The following is a 19740-nucleotide window of genomic DNA, read 5'->3' on the forward strand; positions in this document are numbered from 1 at the left end:
GTTTTGAATAGTAAGTAGTTGAATAATTCGCTCGGCTGGGAGATTTTAGAAAGAATATCGGACTGGACGATCGCGACATCTTGTAGCAACGTAGGGATAATTTCGATATGGCGATCGTCTGTCGAAAGGGTATGATATCTACCAAAAAAATCTGTCGTTACCGATGCCCACAAATCTTGTAATATTATCGGCAATTTCAGCGATAGTTGCTCGATCGTTACTTGCGAAAAACGTAATTCGTCGATTAAGCCTTCAAACTGTCGCAATATTAAATAAAACAATTCTCGCTTCTTGTCCGATCGCAAAATATCGATTTCTAGTGGGCTATCGGTCAGATTTTCTAAATTGGATTGTAATTTAGCAGCAATCCGCTCGAACAAATTTTGGAGCGGCGGATTGACTAGATCGGGTTTGGCAAGCGGCGAAGCTAAAACTAGTTGGCTAGATGCGTTCGGGATTAGCGGATTGGCATCGCTCTGACTGACTGAATCTGGGGCTGAAAATAGGCGTTTGACTAGCCAGCGGGCGGTCTTGAGTTCGCGCGCTCGTCCGGTTAAAATGGCTCGATCGATTGCTGAAAGTCGATCGGTATTGAGATTGGTACTTACTTTGGCTAGGGTAGTTTCGATTTGCTGGAGACTGGCAAACCGCAATCGGTCGCGCCAACTCAGAGAGCGAGTTTGGCCGCCGACGCTGACCTGTTGTAAAATTGCTGGTGCCCAACTAGTTTCGCCTGCGGCAACACGGCGGATACTGGCAACTAAATCGAGAATGGAGCTATCCCTGAGACAACAACCATCGATGCCAATTTGAAACGCTGTCCCAAAATCTGGACTTTGACGATCGGCGATGAGCAAGATAGGTAAATTGGGATACGTAGCTTTCACTTGCTGACAAAAAGTCAGACTGGCAGACGCATTCTGGCGATCGCGTAGTGGCAATCCTACTAGAATTAAATCGATCTCCATCGGTTCGCCACTACTGTCGCGCAATTTCCGCGCCGCAGCATCTGCGAGCATTAGCTCTGCACTGGCGACGGTTTGGGCTTCAGCAGCGACATGTAGATCGGGAAACCGATTCAAGCAGGCAATTAACCCCGACTGGATGACTGGATCGGCTTCGATCGATAAAATTTGGATAGATCGATTCTCCATTGGCGAGACTACGGTGACGGCGATCGATACTATCGATCCAAAAGACTTTTGGACGTTACTAAGTCAAAAATAGAGACAATCGCTAAATTTTTACTACATTTTACCCCCCTTCAGACCTGCAAAGATACTCGCGTAAATCCTTTCCGGAGCTGGAGTTGTCGATCGATCCAGGATCGGCGAATCCGGTTGCGTAGCAATGGAACGCGCGGGACGAGACGACTGACGAGATAGCGCAACGGTGGATAATCGTGTAGGAGTTCGCCTTGGGCGATTTCGGCGCGTTGGAGCTGTTGGATTCGGACGATCTCTGGCTCGCGTTCGGCTTGAATTTGCGGGAGTACGGCGTCGATGTTGGCCAGATTGGATTGCTTTAATACTGGTACTAGATGATTGGCAGCTACGATCGCATCGCGTAACGCCATATTGATCCCCTGCGCGCGAATTGGCGACATCGGATGCGCGGCATCGCCCAAAAGTAGCACTCCTGGCAAGTGCCACTGCGGGCACAGTCCGACTGTTACCGAGAGTAAAAACGGACGTTCGAGAGTGTCCGCTTGCTGTCTAAAAGCCGCTGCAACCCAATCGGGAGCGGCTGTGGCTAGTGTTTCGACCCAATCGATTTTTTGCCACTGTTTGGGGTCATTTTGCCCGTCTGCACCCCGATTTAACGACCATCCGACCTGAAGCTGTCCTTCCGAACCCAGAAATAAGCCAAAAGCAGCATCGCCACATAATACCGAATAGAAGATATTTTCAGCTTCCAACTCATGAGTACTGGCTAGTTTAAACCAGAGAATATCGTAGCTTTGAGCCGCTCTATTTATGGCTAATTTTGCCTGCTGGCGGACGATCGAATTGCGGCCATCGGCACCTACGACCAGATCTGCGGTAATCTGGCGATTATCGGCTAAAATGACCCCGATCGCCCGCTCTCCTTCCCACAACAGATCCTTGACGCCAGTGCCAGCAATAAATTTAAAGTTTGGATAATCACTGACTTTAGCCATCACCCCTTCGAGCAAAGCAGGTTGAGAAATCAGCGTACAAGGTTTACCGCCAGTTTCCATCGGCTCGTCAACTCGAAAAATCGATCGATTCTCAATAATAAACTCCCACGCATCCAGGGGACGGGGGGGAATTTGGGCGACTAAATCTGTCAGTCCCATCAGATCTATCGCCTCTAAGCCGCTCGGCATCAGAGCCTCGCCCCGAAAAGTGCGCCGAAAGTTGCGCGAGGCTTCGATTAATGTCACATCGATTCCCCGCTGAACTAGCAGCAGTGCCAAAGTCAAACCCGTCGGCCCCGCCCCAATAATTACAACTTGGCTCATCTTGCTTCTTCTCTGCGCTCTCTGCGTCTCTGCGGTTCAAAATATCTAGATCTCAATTCTCACAAACCCAATAGGATTATTGCTATAACAACGATACTATTAGCAACTTGCGTTAAATTAATTGTAAGAGTGGTAGACATCAGCCGTGAAAATTAGCAAAATATGGAGCGGCGATCGCCAGCGAATTGCAAAAGTTATTGTAACTCGCGGCACGATCGGCTCGATCGTTTTATTACTCATCAGTGCTGGCGCGATCGCGATCGCCGGATCGATCGATAATATCGATCGGGCAGATGTGGCTGTAGTTCTGGGCAATACGGTCGATCCTAGCGGCAAACCTTCGCCGCGCTTGCAAGCCAGATTGGATAAAGCAATTCAACTTTACCAGCAAGGGGTTTTTAAAAACACGATCGTTAGCGGTGGCGTGGGCAAAGAAGGCTTTGACGAAGCAGTAGTGATGAAGCAGTACTTAATAACCCAGGGACTACCCGCCGAGCGGATTTACGTCGATAGTCAAGGGACTAATACCTATCTTACTGCCAAGCGCACCGCCCAACTAATGACCGAAAATAAGTGGCACAGTGCGATCGCCATTTCTCAATATTTTCATCTCCCCCGTACCAAATTAGCCCTCCAAAAATTCGGCATCAAAACCGTCTATACCGCACATGCCAACTTCTTTGAAGTGCGCGATTTATATTCGACAGTCCGAGAAGTATTTAGCTATGCCTCTTATTTAATTCGATCGTTTGAGGTGCTTTAACTGACTGCTGTGGGCACCTCTACATCGCCAGTAACTTCGCCTGTGCCTGCATTCTGAAGCCGTTCGATAAGTTCGATCGTTTCGCGCTCGAACACCACTTGAGCGCGATTCGTGCGGCCACCCAGGTACAATTTACCGTCTTTAGTTACCGCCCAAATTTGGGAATGCGAGAAGTAGCTCATGATGACGCCTAGCATTAATAGCCCAAAACCTAGATACACGATCGGAATCCCCGGATCGGCCTTGATTTGTAAGCCTGTCCCACCAATCAGTTCGAGGATTTTTAACGTGACCCCATTAACTTCGATCGAGTTACCAGCTCGCACGCTCGAAACCAGTTGTCCTTTGGTATCGTAAACTAACATCGTCCCTTGCAAGTCTTTTGCTAATAGCGAAACACCTTCGCTCAAATCTGGCTTAGTGGGAATCCAAGTTCCCCAGAGCCGATTTTGAGCACCTTGTCCGATTTGTGCCATGGGCAATCTGAAGATCGGACTATTATTTAATCTGATTTTTACCCCCGAAATCGACCAGTCAGTTTGATAGTAATAAACTCCTTGATATTTCAGGGGTTTATTCACATAGATTGTCTGACGATCGAGTTCTTTTTGGGTGCTATTATCGACTACCGACAGATCGGAATAAAACTGATCGATCGTGCCTGCGGGCGTATAGTCGATCCAGAACCGATTGACTTTGACCGACCAATCTTTGGGAATTTGGTTGCGCGCTAATGGCCCTGCATCGAGAATATTTTTAACTTGAAAAGTATCGCCGCTCGGTATCATTTCTTGACCGATAAATCCAGTCATTGCACCCCAGACACCGCCGAGGAGAGTTAAAATCATCCCAATATGGACGACGATCGGCCCGATTTTACCAATCAATCCTTTGCGGGCATAAAGTTTATCGCCTTCGGTAAAAATCTTGTATTTCTGAGTTTCGAGCTGTTCGGTGAGATCTGTCAGATCTCGATCGTCAATTTCGGCACTTAGAGCTAAACGTTGAAAGAATTTAGGATTATCATAAAATTTCCACTTTCGCGCCGACTTGAGCATCGGTAATTGAGTGGTAAAAGTACAAGTCATCAGACTAATTCCGAACAACACTAGTAGTCCTAAATACCACCAAGTTCGATATACATGGTCTAAGCCGATAACTTGAATTACTTTCCAAGTTAGAAAGCCAAATAAAGCCGGATGTTCGGGATAATTAGTCTGATAAAATCCGGGCGTCTCTCCCTGCTCGATGACTGTCCCAGTAATACTCAAAACTGCGATAATTAGCACTAACACGATCGCAAATTTAAGATTGGCAATAACTGGCACGATTTTTTTTCGCCACCATTGTTGGGGTATTTGCCAGAAATTACCGGAAGCTGTTACGTTGGATTCGATCGCCATTTCGAGTTTAGATTTTGGATTTTATTTATTATGAAATAGTGCGTTACCCTGGTAGATAACACACCCTAACAGTTTAGGTTTATCTCTAGGTATCTTTATTCAATTTCAATACCGCCATAAATGCTTCCTGCGGGACATCTACCGTACCGACAGACTTCATCCGTTTTTTACCTTTGGCTTGCTTTTGGAGCAGTTTCTTCTTCCGTGAAATGTCACCGCCATAACATTTTGCAAGTACGTCTTTTCGCAGTGCGGGGATATTTTCACTAGCGATAATTTTACTCCCGATCGCAGCTTGAATCGGTACTTTAAACTGGTGGCGGGGAATTAATTCTTTGAGTTTTTCGGTCATCGCCCGACCTACATTATAAGCTTTATCGCGGTGGACGATCATCGCCAGGGCATCGACGGGATCGCCATTGATCATCAAGTCGAGTTTGACGAGATTATTTTCGCGATAACCGATCGGTTGATACTCCATACTCGCATATCCGCGCGTATTGGACTTCATGCGATCGAAGAAATCCGTGACGACTTCAGCTAAAGGCATCTCATAAATTACCGTGGTTCTGCCCTTGGTGAGATATTTCATATCCTTAAATTCACCACGCCTGTTTTGACACAGTTCCATCAATGTCCCGACATATTCTTCGGGTGTAATCATCTCCAGTTTGACGTAGGGTTCCTCGATTTTTTGGCGATGATTGGGATCGGGAAGCGTACTGGGATTGTCGATATAAGATTGCGTACCGTGATTGTCTGTCACCCGATAAACCACCGAAGGTGCAGTGGTAATCAAGTCTAGATCGTATTCGCGCTCTAGCCGTTCCTGGACGATTTCCATGTGGAGCAAGCCGAGGAAGCCGCAGCGGAAACCAAACCCCATCGCGCTGGATGTCTCTGGTTCGTATTGAAGAGCCGCATCATTGAGCCGTAATTTATCGAGAGCTTCGCGCAACTCTGGATATTGATCTGCATCAGTCGGAAATAGCCCACAAAATACCATTGGTTTGGCTTCGGCATAACCATCGAGCGGTTTGGCTGCTGGCTTGCTCACCAGCGTAATCGTATCTCCCACCCGCGCATCGCCGACAGCTTTAATCGATGCCGCGAAATAACCTACTTCCCCCGCGTGTAGTTCGTCTACTTCGATTTGGGTAGGGGAAAGAATACCGAGTTCGTCGATGACATATTCTTTGCCACTCGCCATCAGTCGGACTTTATCGCCGCGTTTGACACTACCATCCATGACGCGGAAGTAGACGATTACACCGCGATAGCTGTCGTAATAACTATCGAAAATTAAAGCACGTAATGGTTCGTCGATCGTATCTCTAGGCGGCGGTACTAGTAATACTACCGATTCTAAAATCTCCTGAATGCCAATCCCTTGTTTTGCAGAAGTTAAAATTGCCCCGCTGCAATCTAAGCCGATAATCTCTTCAATTTCCGCTCTCACCCGCTCCGGCTCGGCTCCAGGCAAATCGATCTTATTAAGTACGGGGATGATCTCTAAATTACTCTCTAATGCCAAGTAAACATTTGCCAAAGTCTGCGCTTCTACACCTTGGGAAGCATCTACTACTAATAAAGCTCCCTCGCAGGCTAGAAGACTCCGAGACACTTCATAAGAGAAGTCTACGTGCCCTGGAGTATCGATCAGATTCAACACGTATTCCTGACCGTCTAGAGCGGTGTAATTCATCCGTGCCGCCTGGAGTTTGATCGTGATGCCGCGCTCCCGCTCCAATTCCATATTGTCGAGAAACTGTTCCTTCATCTCCCGATTGCTGACAGTACCAGTATCCTGTAACAATCGATCGGCCAAGGTAGATTTACCATGGTCGATGTGAGCGATAATCGAAAAATTGCGAATTCGCGAGACAGGAACGTTGGTCATAATCAAGTCTGAGGAGTTGGGAAATGTAGAGACGATCTAGATATAGGTGAGTTTGGTAAGTAGTAATACCATCTGATTCATCAGTTTAGCGCAAGCCTCTAGCAAACAGGGATCTTCTCAACTGGTAATAACGTTATTGCTCACTAACTGGTAAATTGTCTGGATCGATACCTTGAGATCGAATATAAGCCATCAACCGTTCTTTTTGTTGACGCTCTTGCTCCGCGCGTTGACTTTCCTGCTCCGCCCGTTGACGCTCCTGTTCGATTTGTTCGACAGCCCACGGGAGCATATTACCCGACTCATCCCACCAGCGTAGCCAATAACCGGATCTGCACTCTTTATCGCCCCGCCACGTACCTAAAAATAAGTTCATCTCAGCAACCCAGTGGCGTCCGTCAGGATCGGGCAAAACTAGTTCGTAGCGATCGTTTTGGAGTCGATAAAATTCTAAAAGTCCACCCTCTGGCTCAAAAATAACGTAGATGGGGACTTTGAGAATTTGCTCGTAAAAGAACCATTTGCCAGGTGGGAAACTGCGCTTGACAGAATATTCGCCACTATCGATATGGGACAGAAATTCCATGACGATCGCGACTGAATCGCCCTCCGCGTGCGGGGTGTAGCTTCTTCGCATCGATTCGCTTGGGTTGGCTGATGGCACATACAGCCAATCGGGTGCTTTCACCACAATTCGATCGTCGATCGTCGCACATAGCCCAAAGTTAGATACGATGAGCATTTGCGGTTGAATAAAACCACTTAGTTCCAAGCTTTCGCGCAATGCCCCTGCTAAGAGCGGTTGTCCATCATTCTCCACAGGGTCATCCTCTAATTGAAAATCCTTGGGTAAGGGTTCCCAAGTAACTATCGGTTCGTGGTTGATTCTGGCTGTGTCGAGTTTAGCAATCATCACCTTTGCCTGATTAGTCTAAGCCTTATTTTATCCTTTTTATCGATCGAATTGGTAATGGCTCGAAGCTCTCGTTGGCTAATGCGACGTTGCTGAATTGATGTATGAAATGCCCTGAAATTTAGGGTAGTGGTAATTCATGAATTTACCCCCTACCTTAAATTTCAGGGCATGTCTCAAAGGTAAATCATACCTGAATTCAGCAACGCTGCTAATGCAGATCGAAGGTTAGTGCTAATCGAACCAACCACAAAATTGTAATATTCGCGATCGCGATGGGAATATGTCTGAGTTAGTTTGGGTAATCTAAATGCGAGTAGACAGATAGCTTCAGAATCTCGTCCCCCACCAAATTACCCTCACCCCGAATATATGACTCCTCAACATAGTCTCAACACCCTCCCCCAGTGTCAGAACCTGCAAGCACAGGTAGATTCAGTCCTCGATTTACTCAAACAGGAACCTACTCTACAAGCACGCGTAGACACCAGTGCAGTTCGCGCGTCGCTCAAAAAAGCGATCGCACCTACCTTTGAAATTGTCTTTGCGGGAGCATTCAGCGCGGGTAAATCGATGCTGATTAATGCCATCTTGGAGCGAGAATTGCTCTACAGTGCGGAGGGACACGCTACGGGTACCGAATGCCAAATTGCCTATGCAGAGCCAGATCGGGAGCGGGTAGTACTTACCTTTTTATCTGAAGCTGAGGTTTTGAGTCAGGTGCAATTATTAGGTAAAAAGCTGGGCTTGAATCTACACGATCCGCAACAGGCTAACTTACTATTACAAGAACAGAGTTTGATGGATACGTTGCGCGATTCTTGCATCGCAATTATCCAGCAAGAAGGGGGTGAAAGTAAGTCTGAGCGAGCTAAACAAGCTTCTGCATTTAAGCTATTGATTCAAGGTTTTATGGATAACAAGAAATATATCGACAAAACTACCAATCGGACGCTATCGATGGAGCAATTTGATTTTAAAAACCTCCAGGAAGCCGCCAGTTATGCGCGGCGGGGTAGCAATAGTGCGGTATTGCGGCGAGTCGAATATTACTGTCACCATCCCCTGCTCCAAGATGGTAACGTCCTCGTCGATACTCCAGGCATCGACGCGCCAGTCAAGCGGGATGCCGAACTCACCTACACCAAAATCGAAAATCCCGACACCTCCGCCGTCGTCTGCGTACTCAAACCCGCTGCGGCTGGGGATATGAGTACCGAAGAAACCGAAATGCTCGAACGCATTCGCCAAAATCCTGGCGTTCGCGATCGAGTATTCTACATCTTCAATCGCATCGATGAAACCTGGTACAATTCCCAATTGCGCCAGCGGCTAGACAATCTCATCGGCGAACAATTTCGCGATTCCCAGCGCGTCTATAAAACCAGCGGTTTGTTAGGTTTTTGGGGCAGTCAACTCCGTCAGACGAATGCGAGTGACAGATTTGGACTAAATTCTTTTTTTGCCGCCAGCGTCACCCCAGATGGCGAACAGACACCCCAATTTGTTAACGAATTCAATCGTTATTGTTCGATTTCTGGCAAATTACCTACAGATAAATTTCGGATCGATGTTCGTAGCTACGAATCGGCTACCGAAAACTATCTGCGCATTCTCGGCGAACAGGGAAGTGGCTTAGTAGAACAACTCATCAAAGATAGCGGCATCGAAGAATTTCGGACAGCCATTACCCGCTATCTAATGGAAGAAAAACGCCCATTATTATTAGTAAATCTCGCCGACGATCTCCAACCCATCTGTATCAGCCTCCGCCGTAATTATCTAGAAAACTGGCACTATCTTAAAGCTCAACCTCAAGATGCCACTGCAATTAAAGAGCAAGAAATTCAACTCCTCAGCAAGCAGCTCAAAGATGTCGGCGACGAGTTTACCCACCACATCCACGCGATCGTCAATGAAGTAGTCGCCAGCAATACTAACGTCGCTTTTGAGGCAGATTTTACCAAACTCAAAGCCAAAATGGTCAGCCGTCTGGACGAATTACTCACAACTTTCTCAGTCAGTCACGTCCACCAACAAGCTCAAGCCAGCCATCGCCGCAACTCGGTAGTACCATTAATTGGCATTTTGAGTGAAGCCTTTTACTATCTATCAAACGGCTTAGAAGATGTTTTAGTCGCCGCCGTGCAAGAATTAGTCGCCAACTTCTTCCAACAACTAATTACCCAAATTCAAAAACAAGAATATTATCGCGATCTTTATCGCTTATTAGGTAACGATTGCGACATCGAACAAAACCTCAAACAATTAGAGACGATCGTCTCTAGTTCTTTAATCAACGCCGCACGGGTAGAATGCGATCGATATGTCCGCGAACGTCCCGAATTTTTTACTGAAGGCACATCATCTCTATTCCAATTACGTCAAACACTCCAACAAGCATGTCGAGGCTACGATCATTACAATATGATTGAAGCCGAGCCAGCAATTCGTCAGTTATTAAAGATCGACTTTGAAGAAAAAGTTCGCGAAACCGTCATGCGATCGTTCCGTCAAGTTATCAATCAATCGCTCAACAATCAATTATTACCGATCGCCAATTACCAATCCGAACAAATTCTCTCGCAATACGATCGCGCTCGTGCCTATTTAGCCAAAGCATTGGAAAAAGAAGCCGAAGAAAAGATCCGTCAAAATCAACGTCAATTAGCCGAAGTCGAGCAACGCATCGGTGTCTTTAATCAGGCTGTAGAGGGGATTAATAGCTGTCTGGAAGCTATGCAGTTAGACAGGCATCGGTTACCAACGCTAAATCAGTCGGATTTACTATTATTACCTGTTAATGATGTTGTTGAATCTACAGCAGATTTAGTTATGGTTGGTGAGAGTAATTAATTTATGTGGGGTTCGATCGATCTTGCTTGTGAGGATCGATCGTGTTTTTCTATTTATTAATTACTTGTGGGTGAGGGCGGGTTTGATTTGGGATTTTTAGTAAAATCGAAATCGATCTCATAAACCCGCCCCTACAGATCTAAAAAATAATTATAATAATGCTTTTTGCAGTCGATTTATGGGCACAATAAAAATACAACCTTTCTAAGCTTTTATCATGAGTTTTACACTAGCTGAATTCAGTCATATTGTTAGTACGATCGACGATTTACTATCTATGAGTGAGCCTCAATGTTCAATTAATATTTCGACAGGCTATGACGAGGAAGATGAGAATGAGGATGACGACGAAGACGATGATAACAATAATGAAGATTTGGAATTTATCTCACTCGATTTCTCCCTTAAAAATGGTCAAGCTCAAGTGAGATTGTATGATTCGTTAGGCATGTTATATTATATGGACAATAATGGAGAATTGCTAAAATCAACTGACTTCGATGATACTTATGTCTCGGAAACTAGTGGTTCCTTTAAAAAAGCATTAAAGCAAATACGTGATTTCGATCGTAAGCATGTTAATACAGCAAAAAATATTCATACTCCGATCGATCGAGCATCATTTGGATTATCAGAAGTAAATTGATTAGATCTGTAGGGGCGGGTTTATGCCACTAATAACGATTGTAATGAAAATCTACGATCGAACCCGCCCTCCCCACCAATCGAATGAGAACTGCTATGTAATTACCTTCAACACACATAACTGTTATTGAATTATGACCGAGATATCTAAACAAATCATCCCCGATTCACAGGCTGTTGCTCGCTGTCTCGATCCAGAGATGTTAGAAATCTTGGATTCACACGGTACATTTATCCTTAGTGAACTTCTTGAAATGCTGAAAGGAGCGAGTAGCGATCCAACAGCATTTCGAGATGAGCTAAGAGATATGATAATAAAAATTCCACAGCGCGGTCATTCTTCCGAATATTTACTCGATAAAGTAGTGAATTTTATCCAAACACAAGAAGTTAATGAAAGCAAGGATATATCATCCGAAATAGTTAGAGAGTCACTGTTAGATGGTATGAATTGTAATCTATTACAACCAGATGGGAAAGGATGGCAAAAAGGCAAGCTAAAACTATGCTTTGAATTTATACCTGAAGAACCCGAAACTGTAGCAACTCAAGAAAAACCAGGAGAAGCTCAGCCTTCACCACTAGATGAAATTCGCCAATTGGCAAATGAATTGACATCAATGACATCAACCGAACAAAATTAATAAGGTGGGCAAGTTTATTATAGATTTTCAGTAAAAATCAAAATTTTCCGTTCGAGCTTGACAAAAAGATCCCCGACTTCTTGAAGAAGTCGGGGATCTGGCGTTAATTTTAACTAAATTAACCGATACTAGAAGGTTCTTTTTCCTTGGCTAAGAATTTCTCCAATTCAGTCAATGCTTCCGCATCGACTTTGGTTTGCATCGGACAGAATTTAGGCCCACACATCGAACAGAACTCGGCAGTTTTGTAGATATCTGCGGGGAGAGTTTCGTCGTGATATTCCTTCGCCCGTTCGGGGTCGAGGGAGAGTTCAAATTGACGATTCCAATCGAAGTTATAACGCGCTGTAGATAGCTCATCATCGCGATCGCGTGCTCCCGGACGTTTGCGGGCGATATCGGCAGCGTGAGCGGCAATTTTGTAGGCGATTAGGCCGTTGCGGACGTCTTCGGCATTGGGTAAGCCCAGGTGTTCTTTGGGCGTAACGTAGCAGAGCATGGCGGTACCGTACCAGCCAGCCATTGCCGCGCCGATCGCGGAGGTGATATGGTCGTAGCCAGGTGCGATGTCGGTTACCAGTGGCCCCAAAACGTAGAAAGGAGCCTCAGAGCACTCTTCCATCTGTTTTTTGACGTTGAACTCGATCTGATCCATGGGGACGTGTCCAGGGCCTTCTACCATCACTTGGATGTCATGCTCCCAGGCGCGACGGGTGAGGTTGCCGAGGGTTTTGAGTTCGGCAAGTTGCGCTTCATCGGATGCGTCGTGGGTACAACCAGGACGGAGGGAATCGCCTAAGCTGAAGGACACGTCACATTTTTTGAAGATTTCGATGATGTCGTCAAAGTGCGTGTAGAGGGGGTTTTGCTTGTGGTGGTGCAGCATCCAGCGCGCTAAAATCCCACCGCCACGAGAGACGATTCCTGTAATCCGATTGCGAACGAGCGGTAAATGTTCGATGAGGATGCCAGCATGGATGGTTTGATAGTCTACCCCTTGCTGGGCATGTTTTTCGATGATATGCAGAAAATCGTTAGGAGTGAGATTTTCGACGTTACCATGGACGCTTTCTAAAGCTTGGTAAATGGGGACGGTACCGATGGGTACGGGCGAATTTTTGATGATTTCGATCCGAATCTCATCTAAATTACCGCCACCAGTGGAAAGATCCATTACGGTATCGGCACCGTATTTGACAGCGAGAATCAGTTTATCGACTTCTTCTTGCATGTTAGAAGAGTTAGGCGATGCACCGATGTTGGCATTTACTTTACACTTAGAAGCAATCCCGATCGCCATTGGTTCGAGATTGGGATGATTGGTATTTGCAGGGATAATCATCCGTCCGCGAGCGACTTCCGCGCGGATGAGATCCACGGGGAGATTTTCGCGCTTGGCGACATGCTGCATTTCTTCGGTTTCTACTCCCTGACGCGCATAGTGCATCTGGGAGACATTGGCTTGTCCGCTACGTTTGGCAATCCATTCAGCACGCATATTCAATTTCCTATCATAAACAGCTTCCCTCCGCTGGCATTACCCAGACTCAGGTGCAAGGGTATGTTCTCAGCCCGACTGGTTTCGGACACCCCTAGCTATAGCTGTAGATTCTAACATTTTCGATCGAGTTTAGGTTCGAGACGTTGCAAATTGTCTCGATCGATAGTTATTTTGAATCTAATGTTGGCAAATCTTGAATTTGAGCGGCAAACCATAGTGCTGCATTGCCATTAGCATTATCCATTCTGGCGATCGTTCTTTCTAATAATTCGATCGGTAATCCTACGAGCGCGACTGATTCGCTACACTCTCGATATTTACCATCTACCAGTCGAAAAGCCAGAACTCTTTTGCCTTTGACATCTACTACCCAATATTCGGGTATTTCTAATGCTAAATAGAGTTGTTTCTTTTCATCCAAATCGCTGGCGAGAGTGGTATCGGCAACCTCTACGACTAAATCGGGCAAGCGCGACTGACTCAGATTTACACGGCGCGGTTCGCCTTCCACATATTGCGGCGAACCCTCGCCGATATATAAAACTTCATCTGGCGATGCGCCTTGAGTTTGGGGTTTCTCGATGACACAACCACCTAGCAGATCGAATTTGACACCTTCTATTCTGGAAAACCAGAAAGCGAAAATCATTGTAATGAGTTTATTAAATCGTGCATGGCTGATGCCTTCATTACCCATATCTTCAATCCACAATGTTCCGAGATGAAAAAAGACGCGCTCTAGGTGACTATTGGTGTTTTCGACATGGTGGAGGTAGTCTTCCCAGGTTGCCGAGTCGAGTCGCTTGACAATTACAGGTGGTGAGGTGCTAATAATTGCAGTCATGGGAGATTACCTCTCGATCTGGTGCTGTAGTTATTTCAATTTTATCCCAAATGCTCGATTTGGCATTGAGACTAGAATTTGGGCTGTTTCGATCGAGTCAAATGCTATAATTTAGCCTTAATTTAGCAAGATCTTCCAAAACTTCTATCGATTCGAGTTTATCTTCGCAGAAATAGGCAATTACTCCACACTCGATCGCGATAACATCGCAATCATCCCACGGTGGTTCGTGTTCGATATTTGCTGAGTAACCCATCGTACCAAGATAACCTTGGAGATCGATCGGCGAAAACAGCGAAATATCCTTATCCCATAATAGTAGAGGAGTTGCGATCGCTTCGACAGTGATGCTGATGACGCCACAATCGTCATTAATTAGAAAAAAGTATTTCCCATAGTCCAATATTCGACGATCTCTTGGATAACCATCAGTATTCGAGAGCTGCTGGATACTGACAGGTTTACCAAGTAAATTTATTAGTACAGATTCGGTAGTCCCGAAATAAATATTTTCAGCCCCAACTGTAGGAATAAGATTCATATTAACTCAAGAGGAAAAAATATCGAATATTAGTGCTTAGTCTGCAACCGCCCTGAAATGAATTTCGGGCTAATAGCGAAAGTTCACTGAAGTGAACTGAAAAAAATTTCTGCTTGTATATTAAGCATCCCTGACTAACTTCTTTATGCACTCATCGGGTTTCCAACGGTTTAGCGCAACCTTACATGCTAACTTTAATCCAGTTCCCCCTTTTTTAGGTAGGGCGAATTAATGGTCATAACAGAAAAAATCTTAGTTCACTTAAGTGAACTTTCGCCGTTAGCCCGAAATTCATTTCAGGGCGGTTGTAGACTAAGTACTAAAGTTTCAGATTTACGCTGGTGCTAACTAAACTACCCTACTTTTAGGGTAGTTTAGGGAGATTTTCTAATGTTTGTAAATGGGTCTTATACCTTCCAAACATCCTCTTCGTCCGAGTAGGCGAACTTCGATCGCGAGCCGGGGTTTCTAACCGCTGACTACCTACGGATTGGCTAAAGATCGAACTCGTTTTAAGACGCTATCGACATGGTTTTTGACCTTTACATTCGACCAAATGTGGGCGATATTACCACTCGGATCGATGAGAAACGTCGATCGAATGATGCCCATGTATTCCTTACCCATGAATTTCTTTAATTGCCAGACTCCGTAATCTTCGGCAATTTGATGTTCGGGATCGCTGAGTAAGATTATCTCTAGTTTCTGCTTGTCGATAAATTTACCATGAGAGGCGATCGAATCGGGACTGATACCCACAATTTGAGTATTTAGTGCCTGAAAATCGGGTAGTTTACTGGTAAATTCGATCGCCTCAGTCGTACAGCCAGGAGTATTGTCTTTTGGATAAAAATATAGCACCAGCCATCGATCTTGAAAATCCTCAAGACTCATACTCTTGCCCGCGCGATCGGGTGCGGTAAATGCGGGTGCAGATTGGCCGATATTCATCTCGATATCCTGATTTTTATATATCGAAATATTTTAGCTTAATTCTGACTAAAAACCAGTCTTGTTATTTCCCCGCTTGGGTGTTGAAGAATTTTTAGACGGCGGAAAAGCTTTCTGCTCCCAAGTTCCTAGATTGGTAGTAACTTGCGGTCTGCTGTTGGTCGCACTTTCATTAATATAAGCACTGCCATCTTGGGCAAAAATTAACATTTTTTGAATCACACTTTCAGGATTGCGAGCATTTTCTGGTTTGAGTGTGAATAACATGTTTTTGCGATTGCACTTGCTATGAGATGACAACGCACAAATCACCGTCTGTGAGTTAACTACACCGCTTGCTAGCTGTAAATCTTGAAAAGTACCACCATTGCGATCGGCAGCTAACTGGAGACGTTCTGACACGATCTGACAGCGTTTTTCAGGAGTATAATCTCTGCCAAAGCCATCATAATTCCAATTCAACATGACGGCTTGCCGATCGCCTTTTTGGACGATCGTTTGCAGTCCCTGACAACTAACTCTCAGCCCCAATTCAGAGCCATTAGACGATCGAACCGAACTATTAGGTTGCTCGTTGACGACTAAATCCGATGGCGTATTGTCAACTACTGGCGGTAGTTGCGATCGAACTAATTGTCCGCCCAGAAGAATGCTGGCTGCGGTAGTAAAAGTTAATAAAATTCTGGATGTAGCGATTAATTTCATCTGAACTTACTAATTGAATGATTTAAATAATTAATTAAAATGCTGGGAATATTAGAGCAATTAAAATCCTCGATTTCTACTATTGCGCTCGGTATAATTCGATCTTCTAGTAGTTTGCACATTTTGAATTGTTTGGATATTGCGATCGCTATTATTAGTGCGAACTAACTGTTGCTTGGCACTATCGTATGTATAATAACCAGCAGTTAACGATGAAGTTGGCTGGATGCAGACTGTCTCGGTAACGATGCCATTGACAAACACCGCTCCGGGCGCACAGTCGATCCGCGATACACCCCACTGGTTGAGTACTGGTGTCACGCGATCTGTACTTTTACTAGCTTCAATCCGTAATTTTTCTTTGGCAATTTCGGCATCGGCAGCGATTTTGGCTTTCTTAATCTCTGCATCGGCGGCAATTTCTGCCGATCGACTCGGTGGATTTATCAATGTATTAATAATGCTCGCACCAGCACCAATTAAATCGGTTTGGGCTGTCTGAGTAATTACAGTTGCTGTTGAAGATTGCTCTTGAGCACGAGCTGGGAAGCTAACTGCTAAGATAGTTGTTAGTGTTAATAAACTAAGTTTAATCTGGCGCATACGATTGACTTTTCTAATACTTACCTATCTTCTAATATCTACACCAGCTCGATCGCGTTTTCCATATGTCTGCTGACAGATAAAATATTAATTGGCGATCGAAGTATTCACAAAAGTTTGAGGTAACGATCGGGTGATTTCCCACGCATTTATTCAGGAACAGGGAAACGGTAGACTTCGCACCGAAGAACGGCTAGTTGTGGAGGAGCTGAATCGCCGAGGTGTACCCACCACGCTATATATCGAGTTGCTGGCGTGTCGCGGCGCGAAGAATTGCTCTGTGCTGATGTAGTAACTTGGTTGAGTGAGTATCGAGTCTATGTCGTCAATTCCGAAATTAGAAGTGTCGATTGGTATGCAGGAGATCGGGAAGTCGCGATCGATCTAAACGTAGTACGCGCCGCGATCGCGACTTTACATGCCGCAGGCGAATCTTATGCTGGGTATGCGATTGACTTTGGCGTGTTGGCTACAGGTAAAACTGCTTTGGTAGAAATGAACGATGGTTTTGCGCTCGGCGCGTATAGTATCGATAGTAAAAACTACACCGATCTAATTTGGGCGCGATGGGCAGAATTATTAACTCAATCGATCGTGGATAATTGACGATCGAGCGTTGGGTTTTGAGGGTGGCTGGCTGGATGGCAAGCATTACCACTCCGGCGATCCCCGTAAAAAAAATGTAGCTGAATGTGAATTCCCTGGATGCTGCTGGGCACTATAAGTATATGAAGTAGTACCCACTCCCCAAATCTGTGATTATGTCAGCAAATATTATTGATGCGATCGATCGGTTAATGCCATTGATTATCCATTCTACTTGTATCAACTCCAAACTGTGGGAATCGCCTTATCAGGAGTTACCATTGCGCGATTATTCTCTCAGTTGGGTAATCGTCGATCGCAATTCCAAAGGTAGAGTTGCGTATCAGAATGTGACATCAGAGATGGTGGAGATTTGGGAAAACGAAGGCATCGATTGGCAACAACGAGCGGCGATCAATCTCAAGGTGGCTTCTCAAGAGTTATGGACGCATCAGAAACTCCGCGAAGATGGGAGTGTAGTCTGGGCAATTATGATGCACAATGATGGATTTGGCTCGTCCCGAATCTTACTTTCTCCCTATTTAGACAAATATTTCCCCGACGGTTATTATGTCGCAATTCCCGATCGCAGTATCGGCATCATTATCCCCCGCGATCTGTCCCTCGGTGAAATGCAAGAGACTCAAGATCTGCTCGAATCCTGGTATGACAGTGCATCTGCTCCAATGAGTCCCCATTTATTCGCACCCGACGATCTCGTTCCCGAGCATTATTTCTGGAACTAACTGCACGACTTAATAATCGAGGAAACTAGTTCAGGATGCCGAATCTACTTTTGATTTAATTAACAAGATTAAGTCAGCAACGGTGATGCAAGTATTGTCAGTAAAATCTGCCAAAAAATGCAACTCGAAAGCCTCAGATAAATCGATGTAAATATTGGCTGCCTCTATGTAATAAAGTAAATCTTTGGAGCCAGACAATCGCTGCCGTCGATCGGCAAGTCGATCGATAAAGTTATGGAATTTAAATTCTAGATCGATCGCCTCTGGATCGATTTCCAAATTTCTAGCTAAGATAGCTCTAACGGTTTCAAAAATATCGAGGGTGCCACGTCGCATTAGTTAACTCAAGTTAGTCGATCGTCGATCGTGAGAAATCTATCCATCAACTCAATCGTGGAAGGATAGGATCGTCTGTAAAGATCGCGATTGTATTGCCTGTTACTGTTATAAGTGCAGACGATCGACATCGGCATTGGTATAATAGCTCAAAGTGTCAGAATCCTGGCTAAATCTGATGTATAGCAACTAGCTATTTGACTGATGCCTTGGACGCCCTTACATAGTCAGCTTCACCAGTGTGCGATCGATCGGCAATTGTTGCCCGTGGGTGCCAAGATTTTAATCGCCGTCTCTGGAGGGCAAGATTCTTTGTGTCTGGGACAACTACTCCGCGATCTCCAGTCGCGCTGGCAATGGCAATTAGCCGTGGCTCATTGCGATCATGGGTGGACGCAAGATGTAGGCATTGCCGAGCGAGTCGCACTAGTTGCCGCCAGATGGCAGCTACCATTTTATTGCGAAACCACTGCTAATTTGCCAGAGACAGACGGTGCGGCAAGAGAATGGCGATATCAAGCTCTGACGAGAATTGCCGAAACTACCAATAGTACTTATTTAGTCACCGCCCATACCCAAACCGACAGAGCCGAAACCTTACTCTACAATTTAGTGCGCGGAGCGGGTGCTGACGGACTCTGTGCGATGTCTTGGCACCGTCAATTAACTCCGAAGCTCAATCTCGTCCGTCCGCTGCTAGAAGTCAATCGCGCCCAAACTGGTGAGTTTTGTCGCGAGTATCAATTACCCGTCTGGGAAGACGTTTACAATCAAGATCTCAAATACGCTCGCAATCGCCTGCGGCTAGAGATTATGCCCCGATTAGCAACCGATTTTAACCCTCAAGTCGAAAGTCATCTGGCGCGCACGGCGGAGCTATTACGTGCCGATGTGGAGTATCTGGAATCACAAGCCACAGAGGTATATCGCCAAGCCGTAGATGAAGCAGAGACTAGACTCGATCGTACCATCGTGCAATCGATCGCGCTCTCGCTCCAACGGCGAGTCATCCGTCAATTTCTCACTCACGCATTGAGCAAAATGCCGACATTCGGCCAGATTGAGGAAACGATCGTGTTAATTAATGCGCCCAATCGGACTCGCACCTCTACCTTCAGTCAAGGACTAGCTGCGGAAGTTTCTGGTCGCTGGATCCTCGTGAGGGAATAAGTAATATCCATCGACTTTTGAATGGATAGCCCCTCTCGTTCGACGAGGACTTGTATACAAGTAGGTTAGACTTCGTTTGAGGTTGAGTTACCCCCCCAACCCCCCTTTATAAGGGGGGGTTTTTCCGGCTCTCTCCCCTTTATAAAGGG

General features: G+C 45.5%; 18 protein-coding genes, 1 pseudogene and 1 riboswitch. Of the genes and pseudogenes, 7 read left to right on the forward strand and 12 right to left on the reverse strand.

Annotated features, from left to right (window positions below; all coding sequences use genetic code 11):
- Both C7B77_RS05975 and C7B77_RS05980 read right to left on the reverse strand, forming a co-directional pair.
- On the reverse strand, window positions 1-1154 hold a 1154-nt coding region (locus C7B77_RS05975), incomplete at its 3' end, for a response regulator (protein ID WP_106301463.1).
- 110 nt (window positions 1155-1264) lie between these two features.
- Window positions 1265-2500, reverse strand: a pseudogene (locus C7B77_RS05980) (FAD-dependent oxidoreductase); the annotation flags it as partial.
- Window positions 2501-2630: 130 nt separating this feature from the next.
- On the opposite strand from C7B77_RS05980, the gene C7B77_RS05985 reads away from it, so the two are divergent.
- Window positions 2631-3248, forward strand: a complete 618-nt coding sequence (locus C7B77_RS05985; RefSeq protein ID WP_106301469.1) for a YdcF family protein — start codon at window positions 2631-2633, stop codon at window positions 3246-3248.
- On the opposite strand, the gene C7B77_RS05990 is transcribed toward C7B77_RS05985, so the two are convergent.
- The 3 genes from C7B77_RS05990 to C7B77_RS06000 all read right to left on the reverse strand — a co-directional run bounded on the left by C7B77_RS05990 (window position 3245) and on the right by C7B77_RS06000 (window position 7464).
- Window positions 3245-4651, reverse strand: coding sequence for a cytochrome c biogenesis protein (locus C7B77_RS05990; RefSeq protein WP_106301472.1), 1407 nt, complete (start codon window positions 4649-4651; stop codon window positions 3245-3247). The two genes, C7B77_RS05985 and C7B77_RS05990, sit on opposite strands and share 4 nt — an antisense overlap.
- Before the next feature lie 85 nt (window positions 4652-4736).
- Window positions 4737-6551 (reverse strand): translation elongation factor 4, encoded by a 1815-nt coding sequence (gene lepA / locus C7B77_RS05995; protein ID WP_106301475.1) that lies wholly within the window; start codon window positions 6549-6551, stop codon window positions 4737-4739.
- Window positions 6552-6684: 133 nt separating this feature from the next.
- The gene (locus C7B77_RS06000) at window positions 6685-7464 is read right to left on the reverse strand and encodes a Uma2 family endonuclease (RefSeq protein ID WP_106301478.1); all 780 of its coding nucleotides are present in this window, start codon (window positions 7462-7464) and stop codon (window positions 6685-6687) included.
- Between the two features lie 372 nt (window positions 7465-7836).
- Between C7B77_RS06000 and C7B77_RS06005 the strand changes: the two genes are divergently transcribed.
- From C7B77_RS06005 to C7B77_RS06015, 3 genes are all read left to right on the forward strand, one after another.
- Complete coding sequence (locus tag C7B77_RS06005) at window positions 7837-10320, forward strand: dynamin family protein (protein ID WP_106301516.1); 2484 nt, start codon at window positions 7837-7839, stop codon at window positions 10318-10320.
- Window positions 10321-10537: 217 nt separating this feature from the next.
- Window positions 10538-10966: a hypothetical protein gene (locus C7B77_RS06010; RefSeq protein WP_146138204.1), complete on the forward strand. Its 429-nt coding sequence runs from the start codon at window positions 10538-10540 to the stop codon at window positions 10964-10966.
- Window positions 10967-11099: 133 nt separating this feature from the next.
- The gene (locus C7B77_RS06015; protein ID WP_219892005.1) at window positions 11100-11609 is read left to right on the forward strand and encodes a KGK domain-containing protein; all 510 of its coding nucleotides are present in this window, start codon (window positions 11100-11102) and stop codon (window positions 11607-11609) included.
- A 118-nt stretch (window positions 11610-11727) separates the two neighbouring features.
- On the opposite strand, the gene thiC is transcribed toward C7B77_RS06015, so the two are convergent.
- The 6 genes from thiC to C7B77_RS06045 form a co-directional block, all read right to left on the reverse strand.
- Complete coding sequence (gene thiC, locus C7B77_RS06020; RefSeq protein ID WP_106301484.1) at window positions 11728-13107, reverse strand: phosphomethylpyrimidine synthase ThiC; 1380 nt, start codon at window positions 13105-13107, stop codon at window positions 11728-11730.
- A gap of 8 nt (window positions 13108-13115) precedes the next feature.
- A riboswitch (TPP riboswitch) is annotated at window positions 13116-13213 on the reverse strand.
- Between the two features lie 63 nt (window positions 13214-13276).
- A complete protein-coding gene (locus C7B77_RS06025; protein ID WP_106301487.1) occupies window positions 13277-13954 on the reverse strand; it encodes a Uma2 family endonuclease in 678 nt (225 codons plus the stop codon).
- A 97-nt stretch (window positions 13955-14051) separates the two neighbouring features.
- Window positions 14052-14495, reverse strand: a complete 444-nt coding sequence (locus tag C7B77_RS06030; protein WP_106301490.1) for a hypothetical protein — start codon at window positions 14493-14495, stop codon at window positions 14052-14054.
- 483 nt (window positions 14496-14978) lie between these two features.
- A complete protein-coding gene (bcp, locus tag C7B77_RS06035; RefSeq protein ID WP_181243724.1) occupies window positions 14979-15452 on the reverse strand; it encodes a thioredoxin-dependent thiol peroxidase in 474 nt (157 codons plus the stop codon).
- Between the two features lie 42 nt (window positions 15453-15494).
- On the reverse strand, window positions 15495-16151 hold the full coding sequence (locus tag C7B77_RS06040) for a COP23 domain-containing protein (protein WP_106301496.1): 657 nt from the start codon (window positions 16149-16151) through the stop codon (window positions 15495-15497).
- 60 nt (window positions 16152-16211) lie between these two features.
- A complete protein-coding gene (locus tag C7B77_RS06045) occupies window positions 16212-16754 on the reverse strand; it encodes a hypothetical protein (protein ID WP_106301499.1) in 543 nt (180 codons plus the stop codon).
- A 255-nt stretch (window positions 16755-17009) separates the two neighbouring features.
- On the opposite strand from C7B77_RS06045, the gene C7B77_RS06050 reads away from it, so the two are divergent.
- A complete protein-coding gene (locus C7B77_RS06050; RefSeq protein WP_181243723.1) occupies window positions 17010-17360 on the forward strand; it encodes an ATP-grasp domain-containing protein in 351 nt (116 codons plus the stop codon).
- A 155-nt stretch (window positions 17361-17515) separates the two neighbouring features.
- Entirely contained in the window at window positions 17516-18085 is a 570-nt protein-coding gene (locus C7B77_RS06055) for a DUF1444 domain-containing protein (RefSeq protein WP_106301505.1), read from the forward strand.
- 30 nt (window positions 18086-18115) lie between these two features.
- On the opposite strand, the gene C7B77_RS06060 is transcribed toward C7B77_RS06055, so the two are convergent.
- On the reverse strand, window positions 18116-18421 hold the full coding sequence (locus tag C7B77_RS06060; RefSeq protein ID WP_106301508.1) for a hypothetical protein: 306 nt from the start codon (window positions 18419-18421) through the stop codon (window positions 18116-18118).
- A gap of 204 nt (window positions 18422-18625) precedes the next feature.
- Between C7B77_RS06060 and tilS the strand changes: the two genes are divergently transcribed.
- Window positions 18626-19591 (forward strand): tRNA lysidine(34) synthetase TilS, encoded by a 966-nt coding sequence (gene tilS, locus C7B77_RS06065; RefSeq protein WP_106301513.1) that lies wholly within the window; start codon window positions 18626-18628, stop codon window positions 19589-19591.
- Window positions 19592-19740 lie beyond the last annotated feature (149 nt).

Source organism: Chamaesiphon polymorphus CCALA 037 (assembly GCF_003003845.1).
In the GTDB taxonomy this organism is placed as follows: Bacteria; Cyanobacteriota; Cyanobacteriia; order Cyanobacteriales; family Chamaesiphonaceae; genus Chamaesiphon; species Chamaesiphon polymorphus.